Consider the following 20,140-nt stretch of genomic DNA (forward strand, 5'->3'; position numbering starts at 1 on the left):
GTCGAAGACGATCGAAACCGCAGGTCAGGGCCGTTGTCAGTGCCGCCTGCCACACTCTCGGCATGACCGACCGGTGGGCTCTCGCTCCGGCCGAGGACGGTGGCGTGCAGCTCGCCCCCCTCGGCCCGGACGGGCTGCCCGCCGGCCCGGTGCGGCGGGAGCCCGATCTCGCCGCGGCGGTCAGGGACCGCCCGGAGGTCACACGCTGGGTGTGGCGGTCGACCGCCGAGGTCTACCCGCGCCTGCTCGCCACGGGGGTGCGAGTGGAGCGGTGCTACGACATCGAGGACGCCGAGACACTTCTGCTGGGCCACGAGGGACGGTCGGGTGAGCCCCGCTCGGCCGCCGCCGCCCTGGCCCGCCTCCGCGGCGGTCCGGTACCGCCCGATCCGCCCCCGCGCGCGGCCGAGCCCGGGGCCCAGTCCCCGCTGTTCGAGCCGCACGGCACCACGACCCCGCTGACGCTCACCGACCTCCTCGCCGTCTACGCCGAGCAGCAGCGGCGGCACGACCGGGCCGAACACCCGGACCGGATGCGGCTGCTGACCGCCGCCGAGTCGGCGGGGATGCTCGTCGCCGCGGAGATGAACCGCGCGGGCGTGCCCTGGAGCGCCGAGGTCCACCGCGCGGTGCTGCGCGAACTGCTCGGCGAGCGGTACGCGGGCGGCGGCGAACCGCGTCGGCTCGCCGAGCTGGCGGCCGAGGTGTCGGCCGCGTTCGGCAGGCGGGTCCGCCCCGACCAGCCCGCCGATGTGATCAAGGCCTTCGCCCAGGCCGGGATCAAGGTGAGGTCGACCCGCCGCTGGGAGATCTCGTCCGTGGACCATCCGGCGGTGGAACCGCTGCTGGAGTACAAGAAGCTGTACCGGATCTGGGTGGCGCACGGCTGGTCCTGGCTGCAGGACTGGGTGCGCGACGGCCGGTTCCGCCCGGAGTTCCACGCGGGCGGCACCGTCACCGGACGCTGGGTGACCAACGGCGGGGGCGCGTTGCAGATCCCGAAGGTGATCCGGCGGGCCGCGGTCGCCGACCCCGGCTGGCGGCTGGTCGTCGCCGACGCCGACCAGATGGAACCGCGGGTGCTGGCGGCGATCTCCCGCGACCCGGGGCTGATGGAGGTCGCGGGCCGGGAGGCCGACCTCTACCAGGCCGTCTCCGACCGCGCGTTCTCCGGCGACCGCCAGCAGGCCAAGATCGCCGTCCTCGGCGCGGTCTACGGCCAGACCTCGGGCGACGGCCTGAAGAACCTGGCCGCGCTCAGACGCCGCTTCCCCAGGGCGGTGGCCTACGTCGACGACGCGGCGCGCGCGGGCGAGGAGGGCCGGCTGGTGCGCACCTGGCTGGGCCGGACCTGCCCGCCCGCGGCCGGTGCGGGCGACGGCACCGAAGAGGGCGGTATGCCCCAGGAGGAGACGGAGGAAGCCTCGGCCGACGGCTGGGTGCCCGGCTACGCCTCCACCAACGCCCGTGCCAGGGGCCGTTTCGCACGTAACTTCGTCGTCCAGGGCAGCGCCGCCGACTGGGCCCTGCTGATGCTGGCGGCGCTGCGCCGGACCTGCGCGGACATGGCAGCCGAGCTGGTCTTCTTCCAGCACGACGAGGTGATGGTGCACTGCCCGCAGGAGGAGGCCGAGGCGGTCGTCGCGGCCATCCGCGAGGCGGCGGACCTGGCGGGACGGCTGACGTTCGGTCCGACGCCGGTCAGGTTCCCGTTCACGACGGCGGTGGTGGAGTGCTATGCCGACGCCAAGTGATCAGTCCCGCGCGGCCAGCAGCGCCCTCAGCTCGGCGAGGACTCCGGCTTCGTCCGTGCCGTCCAGGGCCGTGAGGGCCTCGCGCCACACCTCGTACGCCTCGTCCGCACGCCCCTGCTCCCGCAGGAGCAGACCGAGTTGGTGGCGGGCGAGACCTCCGGTGTAGCGGTCGGCACGGACGTCGGCGCGCCGCAGGAGCTCGGTGCACTCGCGGTGGGCGCGGTCCGCACGGCCCAGCCCGCGCAGCGCGCGGACCAGGCCGAGCCGGCTCTGGGACTCGCCGTGCCAGTCGCCGTGCCCGCCGAGGATCCGCAGGCTCTCCTCGAAGTGGACGGCGGCCGCGGCCGGTTCGCCGAGGGTGAGATGGGCGAAGCCGATGTTGCAGTGCGCCGAGTGCTGCACGATGACGGCGCCGATCGCGTCCCCGATCGCCAGTGAACGCCGGTGCTGCTCGATGGCGGCCCGCGGGTCGGTGTGCTCGTAGAGGTTGCCGAGGTGGCTGCGGGTGACGGCCTCGCCGTAGGGGTCGTTCAGCCGCCGGGAGTGGTCGAGGCTCTGCCGCAGCGCCTCGCCCGACTCCTCGTACCGGCCCAGCCCTTCGAGGAGCAGTCCCCGGTTGTTCAGGCAGCGGCGGATCCAGGACGACACGTCCAGCCGCCGCCAGATGGCGAGCGCCCGGTCGGTCAGGGCCAGCGCCTCCCGCTGGCGGCCGGTCAGGAAGCGCAGCCCGGCGAGGTCGCCCAGGGCGTAGGCCTCGGCGGGTTCGTCCCCGAGGCGGCGGGCGGCGGCCAGGGCGGCCGTGCCGAGCACCTCCGTCTCGGCGACCCGGCCGCTGCGCAGGACGTACGGGAAGAGCAGCCGGACGAGCGTGGAGAGGTGGGCGCTGATCCGCGTGTCCGGCGTGTCGGCGTACCGGGCCACCAGGGCGACGATGTTCTCCAGCTCCAGATCGCCCCAGGCGAAGGCGTGCTCGGCGCGTTCGAAGGGCGGCAGGGAGGCGGCGTACGGCTGGTGTTCGGGCGGCTGGGAGGTGGTGGGGCGGCGGCGGTCGCCCAGGTCGAGGCCGGGTTCGAGGATGGCGACGAGGACGAGTTCGGCGACGGCGGCGAACCAGCGCAGGGCGCGGAGCGCGGTCTCGGTGCGGTCGGTGTCCTCGGCCAGTTCCCTGGCGAAGTCCCGCACCAGGTCGTGCGGGGTGTACCGGCCGTACGCGGTCTCCTCCAGGAGTGCCACGTCGACCAGCCGGTCCAGGGCGGCCTCGGCCCGGCGCTCGTCGGTGCCGGTGAGCTGGGCGATCAGGGGGGCGCCGTAGGTGGGCAGGTCGAGGGCGCCGATGTGGCGCAGGGCGTCGGCGGCGTCCCGGTCAGGCACCCGGTCGGCGGCGGCGAGGGCGTCATGGGCGACGGCGAGGGACCGCCGGACGCTCAGGTCGTCGTACTCCAGGTGGTGCAACCTGTCCTCGGTGGCCGCCAGTTGCCCGGCGAGCACGTCCGGGGTGAGGGCGCGGCGGGCGGCCAGCCGGGCGGCGACCACCCGCAGGGCGAGCGGCAGCCGGCCGGTGAGCCCGACGAGCGGGTGACCGGCGCCGATCTCGTCCCGTCCGCTGACCGCGCGCAGCAGCGCCGCACTGTCCTCGCCGGTCAGCGGCCCGAGCGGGAAACGGCGGGCGCCGTCGAGCGTGGTGAGCGGCGACCGGCTGGTGACGATCACCGCGCAGCCGGGACCGCCCGGCAGCAGCGGCCGTACCTGCGCGGCGCTCGCCGCGTCGTCGAGCAGCAACAGGGTGCGGGTGGGTGCCAGCAGGGAGCGCAGCAGGGCGGCGGCCGCGTCGGGGTGCTCGGGGATGTGCCTTGGGTCGGCGCCGAGGTCCCGCAACAGCGCGGCGAGCGCCTGACCGGGGGTGAGCGGGGGCACGCCCGGGGTGGCGCCGTGCAGGTGGAGGTGGAGCTGGCCGTCGGGGAAACGTTCCCTCAGCTGATGGGCCACGTACAGGGCGAGCGCGCTCTTCCCGACCCCGGCCATACCGCTGACGACGGCGAGGGCGGGGCCGGGCGGCGAGGCGAGGGCGGCGCACAGCTCCGCACGGACGCCGGTACGCCCGGTGAAGTGGGCGGGTGGCGGCGGGAGTTGGGCGGGCGGGGGCGCCGGGGAGTCGCCGCGCGTAGAACCGGGGCCGGAGTCCGCGGGGGCATCGGGGTCCGCGCCCTCCGGCCGACTGTGCACGGACGCGGCCCAAGGGGGTGCGGGGAGCCGTCCGGCCGACCACGACGCATCCGCGCCCGCACCGGCCCCACGTTCGGCACCCGCGCCCGCGCCACCGTCGGCACCGGCACGGCCACCGGCGCCTGCACCGGCGTCACGGTCACTACGGTCACGGTCACCGCGGCTGTCGTAGTCGTGGCCGCCGTAGCCGTGTCCGCCGTCACTGCGACTGCCGTCACTGCGGCCGCCGTCGCGGTGGTCACCGTCACCGTGGCCGCCGTCACCGCGACTGGCGTCACTGCGGCCGCCGTCGCGATGGTCACCGTCACCGTGACCGCCGTCACCGCGACCGCCGGAGCCGATGCTGCCTTCGCCGTGGCTGCCGTCACCGCGGCCGCCGCCACCGCGGTCACCGTCGCCGCGGCCACCGTCGCCGCGACCGCCGGAGCCGATGCTGCCTTCGCCGTGGCTGCCGTCACCGCGGCCGCCGTCGCCGATGCTGCTTTCGCCGTGGCTGCCGGCGCCGTGGCTGCCGGCGCCGGTCGTGGGCTTCGGTGCGCCGCCGTACGGCGCGGCCTCCCCCGCCGTCCCGCTCCCCCGCAACACCTCCACGTGGGCCTCCCGGACCGCCGCCCCCGGTTCGATGCCCAGCTCGTCCCGCAGGCGGTTGCGCAGGTCGCGGTGGACGGCGAGCGCCTCCGCCTGCCGACCCGTCCGGTGCAGGGCGAGCATCAGCTGACGGTGGTAGGCCTCGCGGAGCGGATACTCGGCGACGAGCGCCGCCAACTCGGGCACCAGGCCCGCCGGTCGGTCCTCGCCGAGGGCGAGCTCCGCGTCGTAGCGCCACTCCAGCAGGAGCAGCCGGGCCGCCTCCAGACGCTGCACGAAGGCGTAGCCGCCGAAGTCCGCGGGAAGTCCGCTGAGCGGGGTGCCGCGCCAGAGCGCGAGCGCGTCGGCGCAGGCGCGCAGCACCGGCGCCCACTCCTGTCGCCCGTGCGCCGCACGCGCCTGTACGACCAGGGCGTCGAACACGTCGACGTCCAGCTCCCCCTCCTCCAGCCGCAGCAGGTACCCGGGCGGTACGGCACGCAGCCGCTCCGGGTCGTCGAGGAGCCGGCGCAACCGGGTGACGTGGTTGTGCAGCGAGGCCTGAGCGGACACCGGGGGCGCCCCGCCCCACAGCGCCTCCTTGAGCGACTCGACGGAGACCACCCGCCCGGCGTCGAGGAGCAGCGCGGCGAGCAGCGCACGCACCTTGGGACTGCCGATGGGTCGAACACCGTCCGCGTCGACCAGAACAGGAGGCCCCAGCAGTCCGAACCGCAGCTCGTACCGCCGCATCGCTCCGCCCCATCGCCTTCCCGCGCGGTCATGGGGGACCGCGCCGCACGGCGGAACCGCCCGCCGGTCCCTGGATCCTGCCCGTGGATCGTGGCGGAATCCCATCCAGGCGGGGTCGGATTCCCGCCATCTTCTCTGTGCCGGTCGAGCCGGAATCCGCAGGGATTCCGGCCTGCCCGCCGGAGTTCTACGGCGGCTTCGCGCCAACAGGCCGGCGACCTCCGGAAGAACCGCTGGCCACATGTTAGCGATCCGTTGGCGAGCCTTGATGTGATCTTCGTATCGGATCGGGCCCGACGGCGCGAGCGCCTGGCGCGCTGACTCGGGGGAGTGTCGCCGCAGGCCTGGATCCGGGAACGCGAGAGGGTTCCGGTCGGCGGAGGTGAACGACCGGGGCCCTCGTCGCGCTTTCCGATTCCGTTGCCCGATTCCCTTGCCCGATTCCGATGTCCGTTCCGATGTCCGAGTCGGATTTTTCGTTTTCGGAAGCGTTTCTCAGATGATCGGTGGGCGTCCGAGTCGCGTGAGGTGCCAGACCGTGCGCCAGCGCATGGGGCGCCGCTCCCCCGCGGGCTCGCGCAGGCCCTCCGCGAAACCCGCGAACCATGCCTTCAGCCCGCCCGCCGAACGGGTGCGCAGCAGAGTGATGAGGGTCCACACCCCCAGGTGGACCGGGATCAGGAGAAGCGGCAGCCGGCGGCGGGTCAGCCAGACCCGGTTGCGGGCGGTCACCCGGAAGTAGACGGCGTGCCGGGCGGGCGAGGTACGGGGGTGCTGGAGCAGCAGTTCGGGCGCGTAGAGGATCCGCCAGCCGGCGTCGGCGGCCCGCCATGCGAGGTCGGTCTCCTCGTGCGCGAAGAAGAACTCCGCGGGCCAGTCGCCGATCTCGGCCAACATGCTCATGCTCAGGGCATGACCGCCGCCGAGGAACCCGGTGACGTACCCGCCGCGCAAGGGGTCGGCGTTGCCGACGCGCGGCACGTGCCGCCGTTGGGTGACTCCGTGTTCGTCGGCGATCCGGAAACCGACGATGCCGAGGCGGGGGTCGGCCGCGAACAGGGCGCGGACGTGCCGGAACACCTCGACGTCGACGAGCAGGCCGTCGTCGTCCAGTTCGACGACGACGTCCACGTCGCCGAAGGCGCGCAGCCGGGCGAGGGCGACGTTGCGGCCGCCCGGGCAGCCGAGGTTGTCCTCGACCTCGACGAGGGTCACCTCGCCGGGCAGGTCGAGGCGACGGGCGACATCGGGGAGCCGGCAGCCGTTGCCGACGATCACGATCCGGGAGGGTGCGAGATCCTGCTTGGCGACGGACCTGAGCAGGGCGTCGAGTTCGTCGGGCCGGTTCCCCATGGTCACCACGGTCACCCCGAGCCTCGGCTCCTGCATGCCCTCACCCCATCCGGCCGACGGCGGCAGCCGCACCTGTCCTCAGGATGGCCGTCGTTCACCACGATGTCACCACGGGTAGGTCGATACTCCACAAACAACGCCGTGTTGTGGCGCCGCGCGGATGTCCGCCCGCACCGGCCGCGAAAGAGGGCCGTCCGCGCTCCCGAGCAGGACCGCGGAAGGTCGTGGACACGCCAGGGAGCGCCTCGGAGGGGGGCGAAGTGCCGCTGTAGGTTTCCGAGTCATGCTCTGTGTTCAGGTCCTGGGGCCGATCGGTGCCGACATCGACGGTGCGCCGGTCCACCTGGGAAGCCCCCGGCAACGCGCGGTCCTCGCCCTGTTGCTGGCCGGCCGCGGCCGGGTGGTGTCCGTCGACCGGCTCGTCGACCGGCTGTGGCGGGGCCGGCCCCCGCGGAAGGCGGCGGCCTCCCTGCACGTCTACGTGTCCAACCTGCGCCGCGTGCTCGAACCCGGCCGGGCGCCCCGCACCCCCGCCGGTGTCCTGGTCAGCGTCGCGCCCGGGTACGCGCTGCGGCTGCCCGAGGAGGCGGTCGACGCCTGGCGGTTCGAGGCGGCCGTGCGGCGGGCCCGTACCGCCCCACCGGCGGAGGCCCGGCGTCTGCTGGAGGAGGCCATGGGGTGGTGGCACGGGACGGCTTACGGCGAGTGGGCCGACGAGGAGTGGGCGGCCGACGAGGCGGCCCGGCTGGACGACCTGCACCTCACGGCGCGGGAGCTGGCGATCGGCGCGACCCTCGCGTCCGGGGCGCCCGCGGAGGCGGTGCCGGCGGCCGAGGCGCTGGTGCGCGAGCAGCCGCTGCGCGAGGAGGGCTGGCGGCTGCTGGCCCTCGGGCTGTGGGCCGGCGGACGCCGCGCCGAAGCGCTGGCCGAGCTGCGGCGCGCCGCCGCCGTCATGGCCGACGAACTCGGCCTGGGTCTGGGAGAGGCCCTGACCGAGCTGGAGCGTGCCCTGCTGGCGGGGCGGACCGAGGTGCTGCGCGCGTCGGTGCCGCCGGCTGCCGCGCCGGTACCGGTCGTCCTTCCGCCCCCGCCTTCGGCCGGGCTCTCGCCTTCGGCGTCGCCGCGCGTGGGGTCCGGGACGGTGGATCCGGGGGCTCCGGCGGCTCCGGATCCCGTGGCGCCGGTGGCCCCGGTTCCCGTGGCTCCGGTGGCTCCGCCCGGGCCGTCCGCCGTGCCTGTCCCGCCCGTCACGGGCGCCGGGGCGGAGGTGGCCGGGGGCGGGGGCACAGCCGCGGTCGAGGGTGGCGGCGGGACGGTCGCAGTCGGGGGTGACGGGACGGTCGAGGAGTTGTTCGTCGGCCGGGACGGGGAGTTGCGGGCTCTGGCCGACGTCGCGCGCGAGGCCCGGCGGGGCGGCGGGGTCGTCCTGGTGACCGGGGAGGCCGGGGCCGGCAAGTCGGCGCTGCTCGGACGGTACCGGCAGCGGTTGCGGGAGCAGGGCTGGACCGTGGTGGTCGGCCGCTGCCCCGAGTTCGACGGCGCCCCCTCCGCCTGGGCCTGGGTGGAGGCGCTCGGCGAGCTCGCCCGTCGCGTGCCGCCCACCGACCCGGACGCCCTCGGCGCCCTGCTCCAGGAGGCGGGTTACGGCGGACAGGGAGCGGGCGGCCAGGGCGGCACCGGGGTTCCGGTCCCCGACGGCGGGGTGGCCTCCGCCGGGCGGTTCCGGCTGCACCGGGCGTTCGGCGCCTGGCTGCGGGAGGCCGCCGCCGACGCCCCGCTGGCCGTCCTCGTCGACGACCTGCACCGGGCGGACGGCGAGACCCTGGCCCTGCTGGAGCGCGCCGCCGAACTGGTCGGCTCGCCGGTGCTGCTGATCGTCGCCTACCGCCCGGCCGACGCGGCGGACCGGCTGACCAAGACGCTCGCCGAACTCGCCCACCGCTCGCCGTACCGGCTGGCGCTCGGCGGCCTGCCGTTGCCGGACGTGGCGACCCTGGTCGGCGCGGTGTGCGGGGAGCCGGTCGACCCGGCCATCGTCGGCGCGCTCGCCGAACGCACCGGCGGCAACCCCTTCTACGTGCGCGAGAGCGCCCGGCTGCTCGCCAGCGAGGGCGCCCTGGTGGCGGTCTCCGAGGTGCCGCAGGGCGTCCGGGACGTGCTGCGGCGACGGCTGCGGCAGCTGCCCGAGGGGGCGCCGGCCGTCCTCCAGCTCGCTTCCGTGGTGGGCCGCGAGACCGAGGTCGGTGTCCTCGTGGAGGCCGCGGACCCGGCGCGGCACAGCGAACCCGAGGTGCTCGACGCCGTCGAGGCGGCGGTGGTGGCCGGGCTGCTGACCGAACCGGCGCCGGGCGTGGTCCGGTTCGCGCACGCGCTGGTCCGCGACACCCTCTACACCGACCTGGTCGGCGTACGACGTGCCCGCCTGCACGCCCGCCTGGCGGAGGTCCTGCGGCGGCGCCGGCCGGACGACCTCGCGGCTCTCGCCCACCATTTCGCGCGGGCGGCGAACGCGCGGACGGCGGCCCTCGCCGTCGAGTACTCCTTGGGCGCCGCCGACCTGGCCGAGCGGCGCTACGCCCACGACACGGCCGTCGAACTGCTCACCCAGGCGATCGAGTCCTTCGCCCTGATACCGGCCGACGCAGACGGCCACCTGGACGGGGGCGGTCGCGACGGTGCGGGCGGCCACGGCGGCAGGGACAGCCACCTGGACGCGGGCGGCTACGGCGGTGCAGGCGTCGACGGCGGGGGTGTCGGCGGCGGGGGGCGGGCCGGGCGGCTGGTCGCTTTGCTCGGGCGGTTGTTGCGGGCCGAGATACGGGCCGGGGCGATCGTGGCGGCGCGGCACACCCGGCGGCGCGCGCTCGCCGCGGCCGAGGGCGTCGGGCACGCGGAACTGGCGGCGGTGGCACTCGGCGCGTGGATCAGCCCGGAGCCGGTCCTGAGCGGGTCCCTCAGCGGGCCCCTCGTCGGGTCCCTCAGCGGGCCGTGGGGGCTCGTCGAACCGGCGGCGCTCGACGCGTTCGTGGACCGGCTGATCGCCCGCGCCGACCTGGACCCAGCCGTCCTGGGCGCCCTGCCGGCCGCCCCCGACGACGGAACAGCCGGTGCGGGCGCCGTCCGGCGGGCGGAGCGGGTGGCGGAGGCGGCGCGGCGACTGGCCGTCGCCCGTGCGGTCGGGGACCCGCTGCTGCTCTCCTGCGCCCTGACCGTCGCGTCCGGCGTCACGCCCGACGGCTTCCCGGACCGCCGCGAGGCGCTGGCGACCGAACTGCGGATGCTCGGGTACGCACACGACCTGCCCGCCAACAGCTGGGTGCGCGAGCACATCGGGGCGATGGCCGCCGGCGCCCGCAACGACGTCGCGCAGGTCCGCCGGCACACCGGCGAGGGACGGACCGTCGCCCGGCGGTACCGGCTGGTGGAGGCCGAGACCATCAACCAGACCACCCTCGCCATGCTGGCCCACGTCGAGGGCCGCTTCGCCGAGTCCGAGGCCGGCTACGCACAGGTGCGGGAGCGGCTGCGGTCCCGCGGCTCGCCGTCCGCCGAGTTCGTGCGCGTCCTGGGGCTGACGACCGTACGGCTCGGACAGGGCCGCCCGCGGGAGGCCGAACCGCTGCTGCGGGGCCTACTCGCCGATCCCGAGCCCCAGGAACCCACCGCCGAACTCGCCCTCGGGGTGGTGCTCGCCCGGCTGGGCGAGCACGAAGAGGCGTACGCGCTCGGCCGGCGCACCGAGGCGGCCGTCCCCCTGGTGCCCGACCACCTGTACGGCATCACCCTGTCCTTCCGGGCCGAACTGGCGTTCCTGCTGGGTGACGTGACCACCGCGCTGGAACTGGTCCCGCTGCTGCTGCCGCTGCGCGGTCAGCTCGCCGGTGCCGCCAGTGTCTCCTTCGCCACCCGACCGTTCGCCCACTCACTGGGCGAGTTGCACCGGCTGCTCGGCGACGAGGCGCAGGCGCGGCGGCAGTTCGGGCTCGCCGAGGACGTGGCGCGGCAGTGGGGTTCCCGGCACCTGGTCGAGGCGGCCCGCGCCGCCGCGGAGGACCGCCCCCGCCGGCTCTGAGGTGCGGCGACGGCCGGGGTCAGGCCAGGTGCCACTTCTGGTTGGACGTCCCGGCGCAGTCCCACAGCTGCAGGCGGGTGCCGTTGGCGGTGCCGGCGTCCTTGGCGTCCACGCACTTGCCGATCACGGAGTTGACCAGGTCGTGGGAGCTGTTCAGGTTGAACTTCTGGGCCCAGCCGCCGTTGCAGACCGCCAGCTGGACGGCCGCGCCGTTGTCCTGGGAGGCGTTGGCGATGTCGAGGCACAGGCCCATGGAGCGCACGCTGCCGTCGGACGCGAAGACCCACTTCTGCCAGGCGTCGCCGTCACAGCCCCACAGCCGCAGCGGCGAGCCGTCCTTGCCGGCGTGCGCGGACACCTCGATGCACTTGGACGAGGCGTAGCCGGCGATCGCACGACCGGGCACGGTGGCCGGGGCGGCGGCGTGCGGGGCGGCCGGACGGGACGCGGCCTTGCCCGTCGTCGCGCCGCCGCTGCTGCTGCTGCTGCTGCTGCCGGTGCCGACGGCCTGGCTGGTGGGCTTGGTTGCGGACGCCTCGTCCGGGTGGGCGGGGTCCGCCGCCGTGACCGCGTCCCCCGTGGTGCCCGCGCCGTCGCCCTTGCCGGGCTTGCCGCCCTTCGGATCGTGCGCCGGGCGGCCGGTGCCGGACGCGGATGCGGACGCGGACCCCGTGCCGGTGGGCGGCGCGGAGAGGCCGGCGGTGAGCCGGGGGACGGTGCCGTCCCCGACGGCGGCGGCGTGCGGGGCGGAGTCGTCGTGGTGCGGCAGTGCCATGAACGCGACGCTGCCGAGGCCGAGGACCAGCAGGACGCAGGTGGCGACCACGGCCCCGACGACGCGCGCGCCACGCTCCGGCCGGGTTTCCGAGGTGCCCTGCTCGCCCCGTGCGGCGGGCTGCTCCGGTCGCGGCACGGGCGCCCGGAACAACTGCCCCGCCCCCTCGGCACCCTGACCACCGGCACCCCCGCCGCCACGGCCAGTACCGCTCCCGGCACCGTCGCCGCCGCTGCCAGTACCGCTCCCGGCGTCGTCTCCGCCGCCGGTGCCGCCGCCGGTGGCGGCCTGGGCCGCAGGTTCCGCGGCCGGTGGTTCGGCGGTGGGCTCCACCGGGGCCGTGGACGTGGACGCGGACGCCGGCCCCGACTCGTCTGCGGCTTCCCGGACCCACGGCAGCGGCCGTTCCCAGACGGCCGGTTCCTCCGGCGTCTCCGGCTGCCCTGCGGTGTGCTCCATGTCTGCCGCCCGTCTCCGCGTCTGGCGCGTCTCTGCGTGGATGTTCCCGGCGCGCGAATCTAGGGCCGTGGCGACGAACGCCCCTCCGACCGGGCCGAGTTCTGCCCCGCAGGACCGAAAACCCTTCCCCTCCGCGCGGCTTCCCCGCCGCAACCCGGTCCGGCGGCCGGCCCTACAGCGTTCCCGAGCGCAGGGCGAAGGCGACCGCGTGGGTGCGGTTGCGCAGGCCGAGGCGGTTCATCATGACGCTGACGATGCTCTTGATGGTGCGCTCGGAGTAGTTCAGCTTCTGGGCGATCTCCGTGGTCTCCAAACCCTCGGCCAGCAGCCGCAGCACGTCGACCTCCCGGGTCTCCAGGCCGGACGCGGTGAGCCCGAGCGGCCCCAGTACGTCGCGCTGCACCGTCCGCAGGTGGTCGACGAGCCGGCCCTGGACCGGCAGCGGCAGGGCGGCCCCGCCGTCGGCCACCGCGCGGACCGCCTCCACCACCTTGTCGTACGTGGTGTCCTGGCGCCACATCACCCCCCGCAGGCCATGGCGCATCGCCCGCAGCAGGTGGGCGTCGCCGATGTGCCCGGTGACCAGCACGATCCCCATGCCCGGCCGGGTCGAGCGGGCGGCCACCGACTCCATCAGGAGGACCGTCTCCTCGGTGACGTCCGGCATGATCATGAGGACCACGTCCGCGTGCCGGTGCTCCTCCTGGGGCACCACCTTCAGCCCCGGGTATCTGCGCAGGCACGAGACGGCCCCCTCGCCGGTCATCGGGTCGCCGGCGAGGACTGCGATCGAGATCGTTCCCAACGTTCTTGCTTTCCTTCCGGGTGTGGACCGTCGTGGCCGTGCGGGGCACACGGATCCTCACCGGACCGGCTTAACACCGACTTGGCGTGTACTTGGCGAAGCTGCCCCTCCGGCCAGGCTTCACTGTCCGCGGGGGCGGACATCGGCGCCCGCCGGGTGGACGGCCGCGGCCGTCTGCCTACTGTCCGCGGAGCGGGAGCAACGCGGGATCACGCGCGGAACCGGCACCGCTCCCGCTCCGCGGACGCCAGGAACTGCAGAAGAGAAGAGAGCACGTTGAGCACCGTCGTCGCCAAGCGCTCGCCGCGTGCCGAGGGCCCTCCGATGCCGGAGGGCCAGGTGGAACTGGCCGAGCCCCCGGTCCTCGGCGAACCGGCCACCGCCGACTTCGGTTCGGTGATGACGTACCTCCCGATGGGCCTGGGTGCCGGGGCCATGGTGCTGATGTACTCGGTCGGCAGCGGCGGTACGTCCATGTACATGATGACCGGGATGATGGGCGTCGCCATGGTCAGCATGACGCTGACCCAGATCGGCCGGCCCGGCGCCGAGCGGCGCCGCCGGATGCGCGCCGAACGCCGGGACTATCTGCGGTACCTGGCCCAGAAGCGCGTACAGGCCCGGCAGGCGGCCGACGGGCAGCGGGCCGCGCTGCTGTGGGACAACCCCGAGGCGTCCGAGCTGTGGGCGCTCGCCGGTGGCCCCCGGCTGTGGGAACGGCGCCCCGGACACGAGGACTTCGGCCGGGTCCGCATCGGCCTCGCGACCCGGCGCGCCGCGCTGGAGTTCCTGCCGCCGCAGACCCGGCCGGTGGAGGACCTGGAGCCGCTGTGCGCGATCTCGCTGCGCCGGTTCACCAAGGCCCACCAGACCGTGCCGCTGCTGCCCGTGCCGGTCTCGCTGCGGCGCTTCACCAGCGTCGAGTTCACCGGGGAGACCACGGAGGCGGTGGCCCTCGCGCGGGCGGTGCTCGGGCAGCTGGCGGTCTTCCACTCCCCGGACGAGCTGCGGGTGGCGGTGCTGGGCGACGAGGCCGCGCGCCGCGCATGGGACTGGCTCAAGTGGCTGCCGCACAACGCCCACCCGGTGGCCGAGGACGCGGCGGGCGCGGTGCGGCTGGCCGCCGGGGACCACGACGAGCTGATGGACCTGCTCGGACCGGACCTCCGCGACCGCCCCGACCACGACGCCGCCTCCTCCCCCAGCGTGGCCGAGCCGTTCACGGTGATCGTCGCCCAGGGCGTCCGGATCCCCGCCGGTTCCCGGCTGCTGGGGGCCGGGATCCGCGGGGTGGTGCTGCTGGACCTCACCGGTGCGGTGCCCGGCGGCCCCAAGGTGCTGCGGCTCACGGTGCGCGACGGCCGGGTCGACTTCCCGAGCGGCGCCGAGCACGTCAGCGGCCGGGCCGACCGGCTGGGCCCCGTCGAGGCCGAGCACCTGGCACGCGCGCTCGCTCCCCTGCGCACCGGCGGCGGCGTCGACCTGGTGGACCAGCCGCTGGAGTCCGACTTCGACCTGGCCACCATGCTCGGCATCCGCGACGTGCGCGGCTTCGACGTCGCGGCCAAGTGGCGGCCCCGGCTGGCCCAGGAGGCCCGGCTCAAGGTGCCGATCGGGGTCACCGAGGACGGCGAGATCGTCGAGCTGGACCTGAAGGAGTCCGCACAGGGCGGCATGGGCCCGCACGGACTGCTGATCGGCGCCACCGGATCCGGCAAGAGCGAACTGCTGCGCACCCTGGTGACCGGCCTGGCCGCCACCCACTCCTCCGAGATCCTCAACCTGGTCCTGGTGGACTTCAAGGGCGGCGCCACCTTCCTCAACATGGACCGGCTGCCGCACACCTCGGCCGTCATCACCAACCTCGCCGACGAGCTGCACCTCGTGGACCGCATGCGGGACTCCATCAACGGCGAGATGATCCGCCGCCAGGAGCTGCTGCGGGAGGCCGGTCACGCCTCGCTCTACGAGTACGAGAAGGCGCGCGCCGCCGGGGCGACCACCCTGGCGCCGCTGCCCTCGCTGCTGGTGATCGTGGACGAGTTCTCCGAACTGCTCGCCAGCAAACCGGAGTTCGTGGAGCTGTTCGTCTCCATCGGGCGGCTCGGGCGCAGCCTCGGCGTCCATCTGCTGCTGGCCTCCCAGCGGCTGGACGAGTCCCGTATCCACCGGGTCGAGGGCCATCTGTCGTACCGGCTCGCGCTGCGCACCTTCTCCTCGATGGAGTCGCGCAGCGTGATCGGCACCTCCAGCGCCTACGAGCTGCCGTCCGCGCCCGGCAACGGCTACCTCAAGGTCGACACCACCAACCTGGTCCGCTTCAAGGCCGCGTACGTCTCCGGCCCCGCGCCCGCCGCGCCGGGCCCGGAGGAGACGGGCGGGGGGCAGGGCGTCGTACGGGAGGTGACCGCGTTCGGGCTGGACCGGCACGGGCCGCCCGCCGGGACCCCGGAGGCCGCGGAGGCCGCCCGGCTGGTCTCGCTCGCCGAGGAGAACCTGCGCGACCCGGAGCCGGGGGCGGCGGCGGAGGAACCGGAGGGCGGCGAGGACAGCCTGCTGGAGGTGTTCGTCGGCCGGCTGGAGGACAGCGGCCCGCCCGCCCGGCAGGTCTGGCTCTCCCCGCTGGCGGAGTCGCCCGGCCTGGACCAGCTGCTGCCGGGCATCGTCCCCGACCCCGAGCGCGGCATGGGCGCCGCCGACCCGGGCGTCCAGGGCGCGCTGCGGGTCCCGTTGGGCATGGTGGACCGTCCGTTCGAGCAGCTGCGCGAGCTGCTGACCGCCGACCTGTCCGGCGCCGACGGCCACCTCGGCCTGGTGGGCGCGCCGCAGACCGGCAAGTCGACCCTGCTGCGCACCCTGATGCTGTCCCTCGCCCTGACCCACACGCCCCGCGAGGTCCAGTTCTACTGCCTGGACTTCGGCGGCGGCGGTCTGGTCTCCACCGCCGGGCTGCCGCACGTGGGGTCGGTGGCCACCCGCCTGGAGCGCGACCGGGTGCTGCGCACGGTCGAGGAGCTGAGCCAACTCCTGGAGCAGCGTGAGCAGTTGTTCACCTCCCGGGGACTGGAGTCGATGACCGCCTACCGGGCGCTGCGCGCGGACGGCTCGGTCGACGACCCGTTCGGGGACGTCTTCCTGGTGGTCGACGGCTGGGCCACGCTCCGCCAGGACTTCGACGACCTGGAACAGCGGATCATGGAACTCGCCGCGCGCGGCCTGTCGTTCGGCCTGCACGTGGTCGCCTCGGCGGTCCGCTGGTCCGAAGTACGGCCCCGGCTGCGGGACATGCTCGGCACCAAACTCGAACTGCGGCTCGGCGACGCGATGGAGTCCGAGGTCGGCTCCCGCGCGGCGGCCGGTGTCCCGCACCGGCCGGGGCGCGGCCTGACCAGCTCCGGACACCACTTCCTGTCCGCGCTGCCCCGGCTCGACAGCTCCTCGCGCACCGACGACCTGACGGCCGCCACCAAGGCCGCGGTCGCCGAGATCGACACGTTCTGGACGGGCCCCCGGGCGCCGGGCGTACGGCTGCTGCCGACCCGCCTCGACGCCCGCCGGCTGCCCGCCCCCGCCGACACCCGCGACCTCCGGTTCTGCCTCGGCTGGGACGAGCAGCGGCTCGCCCCCGTCTGGCACGACTTCGGCGCCACCCCGCACCTGCTGGTCTACGGCGACGGCGAGACCGGCAAGACCAACGCGCTGCGCCTCGCCATCCGCGCCATCACCGCCCGCTACCGCCCGGAGGAGGCCCGGATCCTGCTGGCCGACCCCGGTCGCGGGCTCCTCAAGGACGTGCCCGAGGAGTACCGGGTCGGCTACGTCGTCGACAGCGACGCGCTCGGCAAGCTGGCCGACAGCGCCGCCGTGTCGGTGGCCAAGCGGGCTCCCGGCCCCGACGTCACCCCGGAGCAGCTGGAGAAGCGGGACTGGTGGACCGGCCCGCTGCTGTTCGTCCTCGTCGACGACTACGACCTCTTCGCCGGCGCGCCCGGCACGCCCTCGCCGATGACACCGCTGGTGCCGCTGCTCGCGCAGGGCGCCCAGATCGGGCTGCACCTGGTGGTGGCCCGCTCCACCTCGGGCGCCATGCGGTCCGTGATGGACCCGCTGGTGCGCCGGATGTGGGAGCTCGGCAACCCGGCGCTGCTGTTCTCCTACCCGAAGGAGGAGGGCAAGTTCATCGGCGAGGCCAAGCCCCGCACTCTGCCCGCCGGGCGCGCCCAGCTCGTCACCCGGCGCACCGTCCAGCTCGTCCAGACCGGCCTGGTGTCGGCGGCGCCCGTCCCCACAGGAGCACGATGACCACCGCACCGGCCACGCCCGCCGCGCCGGCGGGCCCGTCCGCCGCACCGGCCTCACCTGCCGCATCCGTCACTCCGGCCGGCGCCCTCACCGGCGCGCCGCCGTCCGGCCGGGCCACCGAGGTCTGCCGGCTCACCGTCGAGGCGCCGGCCGGGCGGGCCGACCTCGCCGTCCCGGTCACCACCCCGGTCTCCGCCCTGCTGCCGGTGCTGCTGCGACAGGGCGTCGGCCCCGACCTCCAGGGCACGCCCTGGATCCTGCAACGGCTCGGCGCCGCCCCCCTCGACGCGGAGGCGACGCCCGAGAGCGCGGGACTGCTGGACGGTGACGTGCTGCACCTGCGGCCGGCCGACGCGGCCCTTCCCGCCGTCCACTTCGACGACGTCTCCGACGGTGTCGCGCACACCGTCGGCGCCGGGTCCGGCCGCTGGCGCCCCGCACTCACCCGTGACCTCGGGCTCGCGCTGTCCTGCCTGGCGCTCGCCGCGCTCGCCGCCACGCTGCTCCAGGCGGGTCCCGGCCCGCTCACCGCCGCGGCGGCGGGGGCGGTCGCCCTGGTGCTGGCCGCGGGCTGCGTGGTGGCGGCCCGCGCTCAGGCGGGCGGTGCACAGGCGGGCCGCGCTCAGGGGGGCGGTGCACAAACGGGCCGTGCGCAGGCAGCGGGCCACGGGCTGGGTGACCGCGGTGGCGTCCTGGTCGCCGGGGTCGGCGCGTTCGGCTTCGCCGCGCTGGCCGGGGCGGCCCTGCGGGAGGGGCCGTCCGGCGGGTTCGCCCCCGGCCCGACGGGCGTGCTGCTGGCCGCCGGATACGTGGTGGCGCTGGCCGGTGCCCTGCTCGCGCTGGGCGCGCTGCCCCTCGTCGTACCCGGCACCGTACTGCTCACGGCGGTCGCCGCCGCGACCGGCGCGGCCCTCGCCGAAGCCGCCGGGCTGCACGGCGTCCAGGCCGCCGCGCTGGTCGCGGTGGGCCTGTTCGTGCTGGGACACCTGGCCCCGCGGCTGGCCCTGCGCACCGCCCGGCTCCGGGTGCCCCAGCTCCCGCACGACGCCGAGGAACTCCAGCTCGACATCGAGCCCGAGTCCGGCGAGACCGTGGCGAACCGGGTCGCCGTCGCCACCGCCTGCCTGGACGCGATCAGCATCTCCTCGGCGCTGGTGTGGGCGGTCGCGCTCTGGCTGCTCGCCGACCGCGAGCACGGCTGGGCCGGCTGGCTGCTCCCGCTCTCCCTCAGCCTGGCCGTCCTGCTCCGTGCACGCGGCACCAACGGCACCCTGCAGCGGGTCCCCGCCGTCCTGGCCGGCGCCTACGGCCTCGGTCTCGTCCTCATCGTCCGGGTCGCGCCCACCGGGCCGGGCGGCCGGGCCGCCGTGCTCGCGGTGCTGCTGGCCGCGGCCCTGCTGCTGCTCGTCGGCGCCCGGCGGCTGCCACGGGCCCGGCTGCTGCCGGTGTGGGGGCACCTCGGCGACCTGCTGGAGACCGTCACAGCTGTCGCGCTGCTGCCGCTGCTGCTCCAGGTGCTGCACGCGTACGGCTACTTCCGCGGTCTCGCGGGCTAGGGGCGGCGGCAGCCATGCAGACGCGACGCGATCACGTGCAGGCCTACCAGTTCGCCATGGGCCGGCTCGCCTCCGCCCTGGTCAGCGGCGACCCCGGGCGCGGCGACAGCCCGACCCGGCGGTCCGCGCTCGGCTCGGTCTTCGGGGTGGGCGTGGCGGTGCTGCTGTGCGCCGGGTTCGGGGTGTACGGGCTGATCTCGCCCGCCGCGAAGGACGACTGGCGCAAGAACGGGGCGATCGTGCTGGAGGAGGACACCGGCAACCGGTACGTGTACGCGAACGGCGAGCTGCGCCCCGTACGCAACTACGCCTCCGCGCTGCTCATCGCGGGCGAGCGCACCGCGCCGGAGACGGTGTCCGCGAAGTCCCTGGCCGGGACCCCGCACGGCACCCCGGTCGGCGTCCCGGGCGCCCCGGACACCGTGCCGACCGCATCGGCCCTGGCGACGGGCCCCTGGGCACGCTGCCTGCCGGGGCAGGGGGCGACGGGCGCGGGCACGGGGACCGCGCCGTCAGCCGCCGGGAAGTCGGGCGGCGGCACCTCGGGCGGTGGCATCGCCAACACGTCGGGCGGCGGGAAGTCGGGCGGCGGGAAGTCGACCGGTGACACGTCGGGCGGCAAGGGGACGGCCGACAAGGAGGCCGGCCGCAAAGGGACGGCCGGCGAGGAGGCGGCCGGCAAGGGGCAGGCGCTGGTCTTCGGGGCACCCGCCGCCGCGCTCGCCGCCCTGCCCGCCGACCGTCAGGTGCTGCTCAGCGGGCCCGGGGGCGCCCGGTACCTGCTGCTGCGCGGCGTCAAGTACCCGGTCCCCGGCGACGCCACGCTGATCGCCCTCGGCCTGGACGACCAGGCGGCCCTGCCCGCCACCGCCGACTGGCTGGCCGCCGTGCCCACGGGTGCCGCGCTCGCCGCGCCCGTGCCGGCCGGCGCCGGGAAGCCGGCCGCCCCGGTCGCCGCCCGGAGCACCCAGGTCGGCCAGGTCTTCCGCACCGGCGCCGACGGCACCCCCGGGACGGCGCACTACTACGTGATGCGGTCCGACGGAGTCGCCCGTGTCAACGCCACCGAGTACGCCCTGCTCGCCGCCCGCCCCGGTGCTCCGGCACCTCGGCAGGTCGGCCAGTCGGACATCGCGGCCGCCCCGGTCTCGGCGGACGACGCCACGACCGGCCGCGTCCCCGACCTGACCGGTGTGCGCGCCCTGACCGCCACCGGCACCGTCTGCCTGACGGAACCGGCGGCCGGCCCCGCCCGGATCACCGTGGGCACCCCCGGTGCGGGCGGGATCGTCCTGCCGGCCGGCGGGGGCGTGCTGGCCGTACCGGACGGCCCCTCGACGACCTCCCCGCCCGTCTACCTGATCACCGAGCAGGGCCTGAAGTACCGGATCGCCGACACCGACGCCGAGCGGGCCCTCGGGTTCGGCGACGGCAAGCACCGGCTCACGCTGCCCGCGGGCGTCCTCGCCCTCGTCCCCGACGGTCCGGTGCTCAGCCGCGCCGCCGCGGCGAAGGGCTGAG

At 75.7% G+C, this 20,140-nt stretch carries 9 protein-coding genes; 5 read left to right on the forward strand and 4 right to left on the reverse strand.

The annotated features are described in order from the left end of the window. The first annotated feature begins 62 nt into the window (after nucleotides 1-62). Nucleotides 63-1,754 (forward strand): bifunctional 3'-5' exonuclease/DNA polymerase, encoded by a 1,692-nt coding sequence (locus AB0G52_RS11300; RefSeq protein WP_361335929.1) that lies wholly within the window; start codon nucleotides 63-65, stop codon nucleotides 1,752-1,754. Here AB0G52_RS11300 and AB0G52_RS11305 read toward each other — a convergent pair whose 3' ends face one another. Both AB0G52_RS11305 and AB0G52_RS11310 read right to left on the reverse strand, forming a co-directional pair. Continuing rightward, a complete protein-coding gene (locus AB0G52_RS11305) occupies nucleotides 1,755-5,297 on the reverse strand; it encodes a BTAD domain-containing putative transcriptional regulator (RefSeq protein ID WP_361335932.1) in 3,543 nt (1,180 codons plus the stop codon). A gap of 495 nt (nucleotides 5,298-5,792) precedes the next feature. After that, a complete protein-coding gene (locus AB0G52_RS11310; protein WP_361335935.1) occupies nucleotides 5,793-6,686 on the reverse strand; it encodes a glycosyltransferase in 894 nt (297 codons plus the stop codon). A gap of 247 nt (nucleotides 6,687-6,933) precedes the next feature. Between AB0G52_RS11310 and AB0G52_RS11315 the strand changes: the two genes are divergently transcribed. After that, nucleotides 6,934-10,722 carry an AAA family ATPase gene (locus AB0G52_RS11315; protein ID WP_361335938.1) on the forward strand — a complete coding sequence of 1,263 codons (3,789 nt, stop codon included), beginning with the start codon at nucleotides 6,934-6,936 and terminating at the stop codon, nucleotides 10,720-10,722. Between the two features lie 19 nt (nucleotides 10,723-10,741). Here the strand turns inward: AB0G52_RS11315 and AB0G52_RS11320 are convergent, their stop codons facing one another. Both AB0G52_RS11320 and AB0G52_RS11325 read right to left on the reverse strand, forming a co-directional pair. Continuing rightward, nucleotides 10,742-11,956, reverse strand: coding sequence for an RICIN domain-containing protein (locus tag AB0G52_RS11320; RefSeq protein WP_361335941.1), 1,215 nt, complete (start codon nucleotides 11,954-11,956; stop codon nucleotides 10,742-10,744). Nucleotides 11,957-12,128: 172 nt separating this feature from the next. Next, on the reverse strand, nucleotides 12,129-12,761 hold the full coding sequence (locus tag AB0G52_RS11325) for a response regulator transcription factor (RefSeq protein ID WP_132889449.1): 633 nt from the start codon (nucleotides 12,759-12,761) through the stop codon (nucleotides 12,129-12,131). A 276-nt stretch (nucleotides 12,762-13,037) separates the two neighbouring features. Here AB0G52_RS11325 and eccCa point away from each other — a divergent pair, with 276 nt between their 5' ends. From eccCa to AB0G52_RS11340, 3 genes are read left to right on the forward strand one after another with little or no spacing between them, the layout of a single operon-like run. Beyond that, nucleotides 13,038-17,063: a type VII secretion protein EccCa gene (eccCa, locus tag AB0G52_RS11330; protein ID WP_361335945.1), complete on the forward strand. Its 4,026-nt coding sequence runs from the start codon at nucleotides 13,038-13,040 to the stop codon at nucleotides 17,061-17,063. Then, complete coding sequence (gene eccD / locus AB0G52_RS11335; RefSeq protein WP_361335948.1) at nucleotides 17,060-18,619, forward strand: type VII secretion integral membrane protein EccD; 1,560 nt, start codon at nucleotides 17,060-17,062, stop codon at nucleotides 18,617-18,619. The genes eccCa and eccD overlap by 4 nt, the downstream gene beginning before the upstream one ends. Before the next feature lie 14 nt (nucleotides 18,620-18,633). Further along, on the forward strand, nucleotides 18,634-20,139 hold the full coding sequence (locus AB0G52_RS11340; protein WP_361335950.1) for a type VII secretion protein EccB: 1,506 nt from the start codon (nucleotides 18,634-18,636) through the stop codon (nucleotides 20,137-20,139). Nucleotide 20,140: the final 1 nt, after the last annotated feature.

The organism is Streptomyces sp. NPDC021562 (genome assembly GCF_040640875.1).
Taxonomy (GTDB): domain Bacteria; phylum Actinomycetota; class Actinomycetes; order Streptomycetales; family Streptomycetaceae; genus Streptomyces.

Excerpts from the sequence above, each read along its gene's own strand:
- AB0G52_RS11340 (WP_361335950.1), top strand. The coding sequence starts at position 18,634 with ATGCAGACGCGACGCGATCACGTGCAGGCCTACCAGTTCGCCATGGGC.
- eccD (WP_361335948.1), top strand. The coding sequence starts at position 17,060 with ATGACCACCGCACCGGCCACGCCCGCCGCGCCGGCGGGCCCGTCCGCC.
- AB0G52_RS11300 (WP_361335929.1), top strand. The coding sequence starts at position 63 with ATGACCGACCGGTGGGCTCTCGCTCCGGCCGAGGACGGTGGCGTGCAG.
- AB0G52_RS11310 (WP_361335935.1), bottom strand. The coding sequence starts at position 6,686 with ATGCAGGAGCCGAGGCTCGGGGTGACCGTGGTGACCATGGGGAACCGG.
- AB0G52_RS11320 (WP_361335941.1), bottom strand. The coding sequence starts at position 11,956 with ATGGAGCACACCGCAGGGCAGCCGGAGACGCCGGAGGAACCGGCCGTC.
- AB0G52_RS11305 (WP_361335932.1), bottom strand. The coding sequence starts at position 5,297 with ATGCGGCGGTACGAGCTGCGGTTCGGACTGCTGGGGCCTCCTGTTCTG.
- AB0G52_RS11315 (WP_361335938.1), top strand. The coding sequence starts at position 6,934 with ATGCTCTGTGTTCAGGTCCTGGGGCCGATCGGTGCCGACATCGACGGT.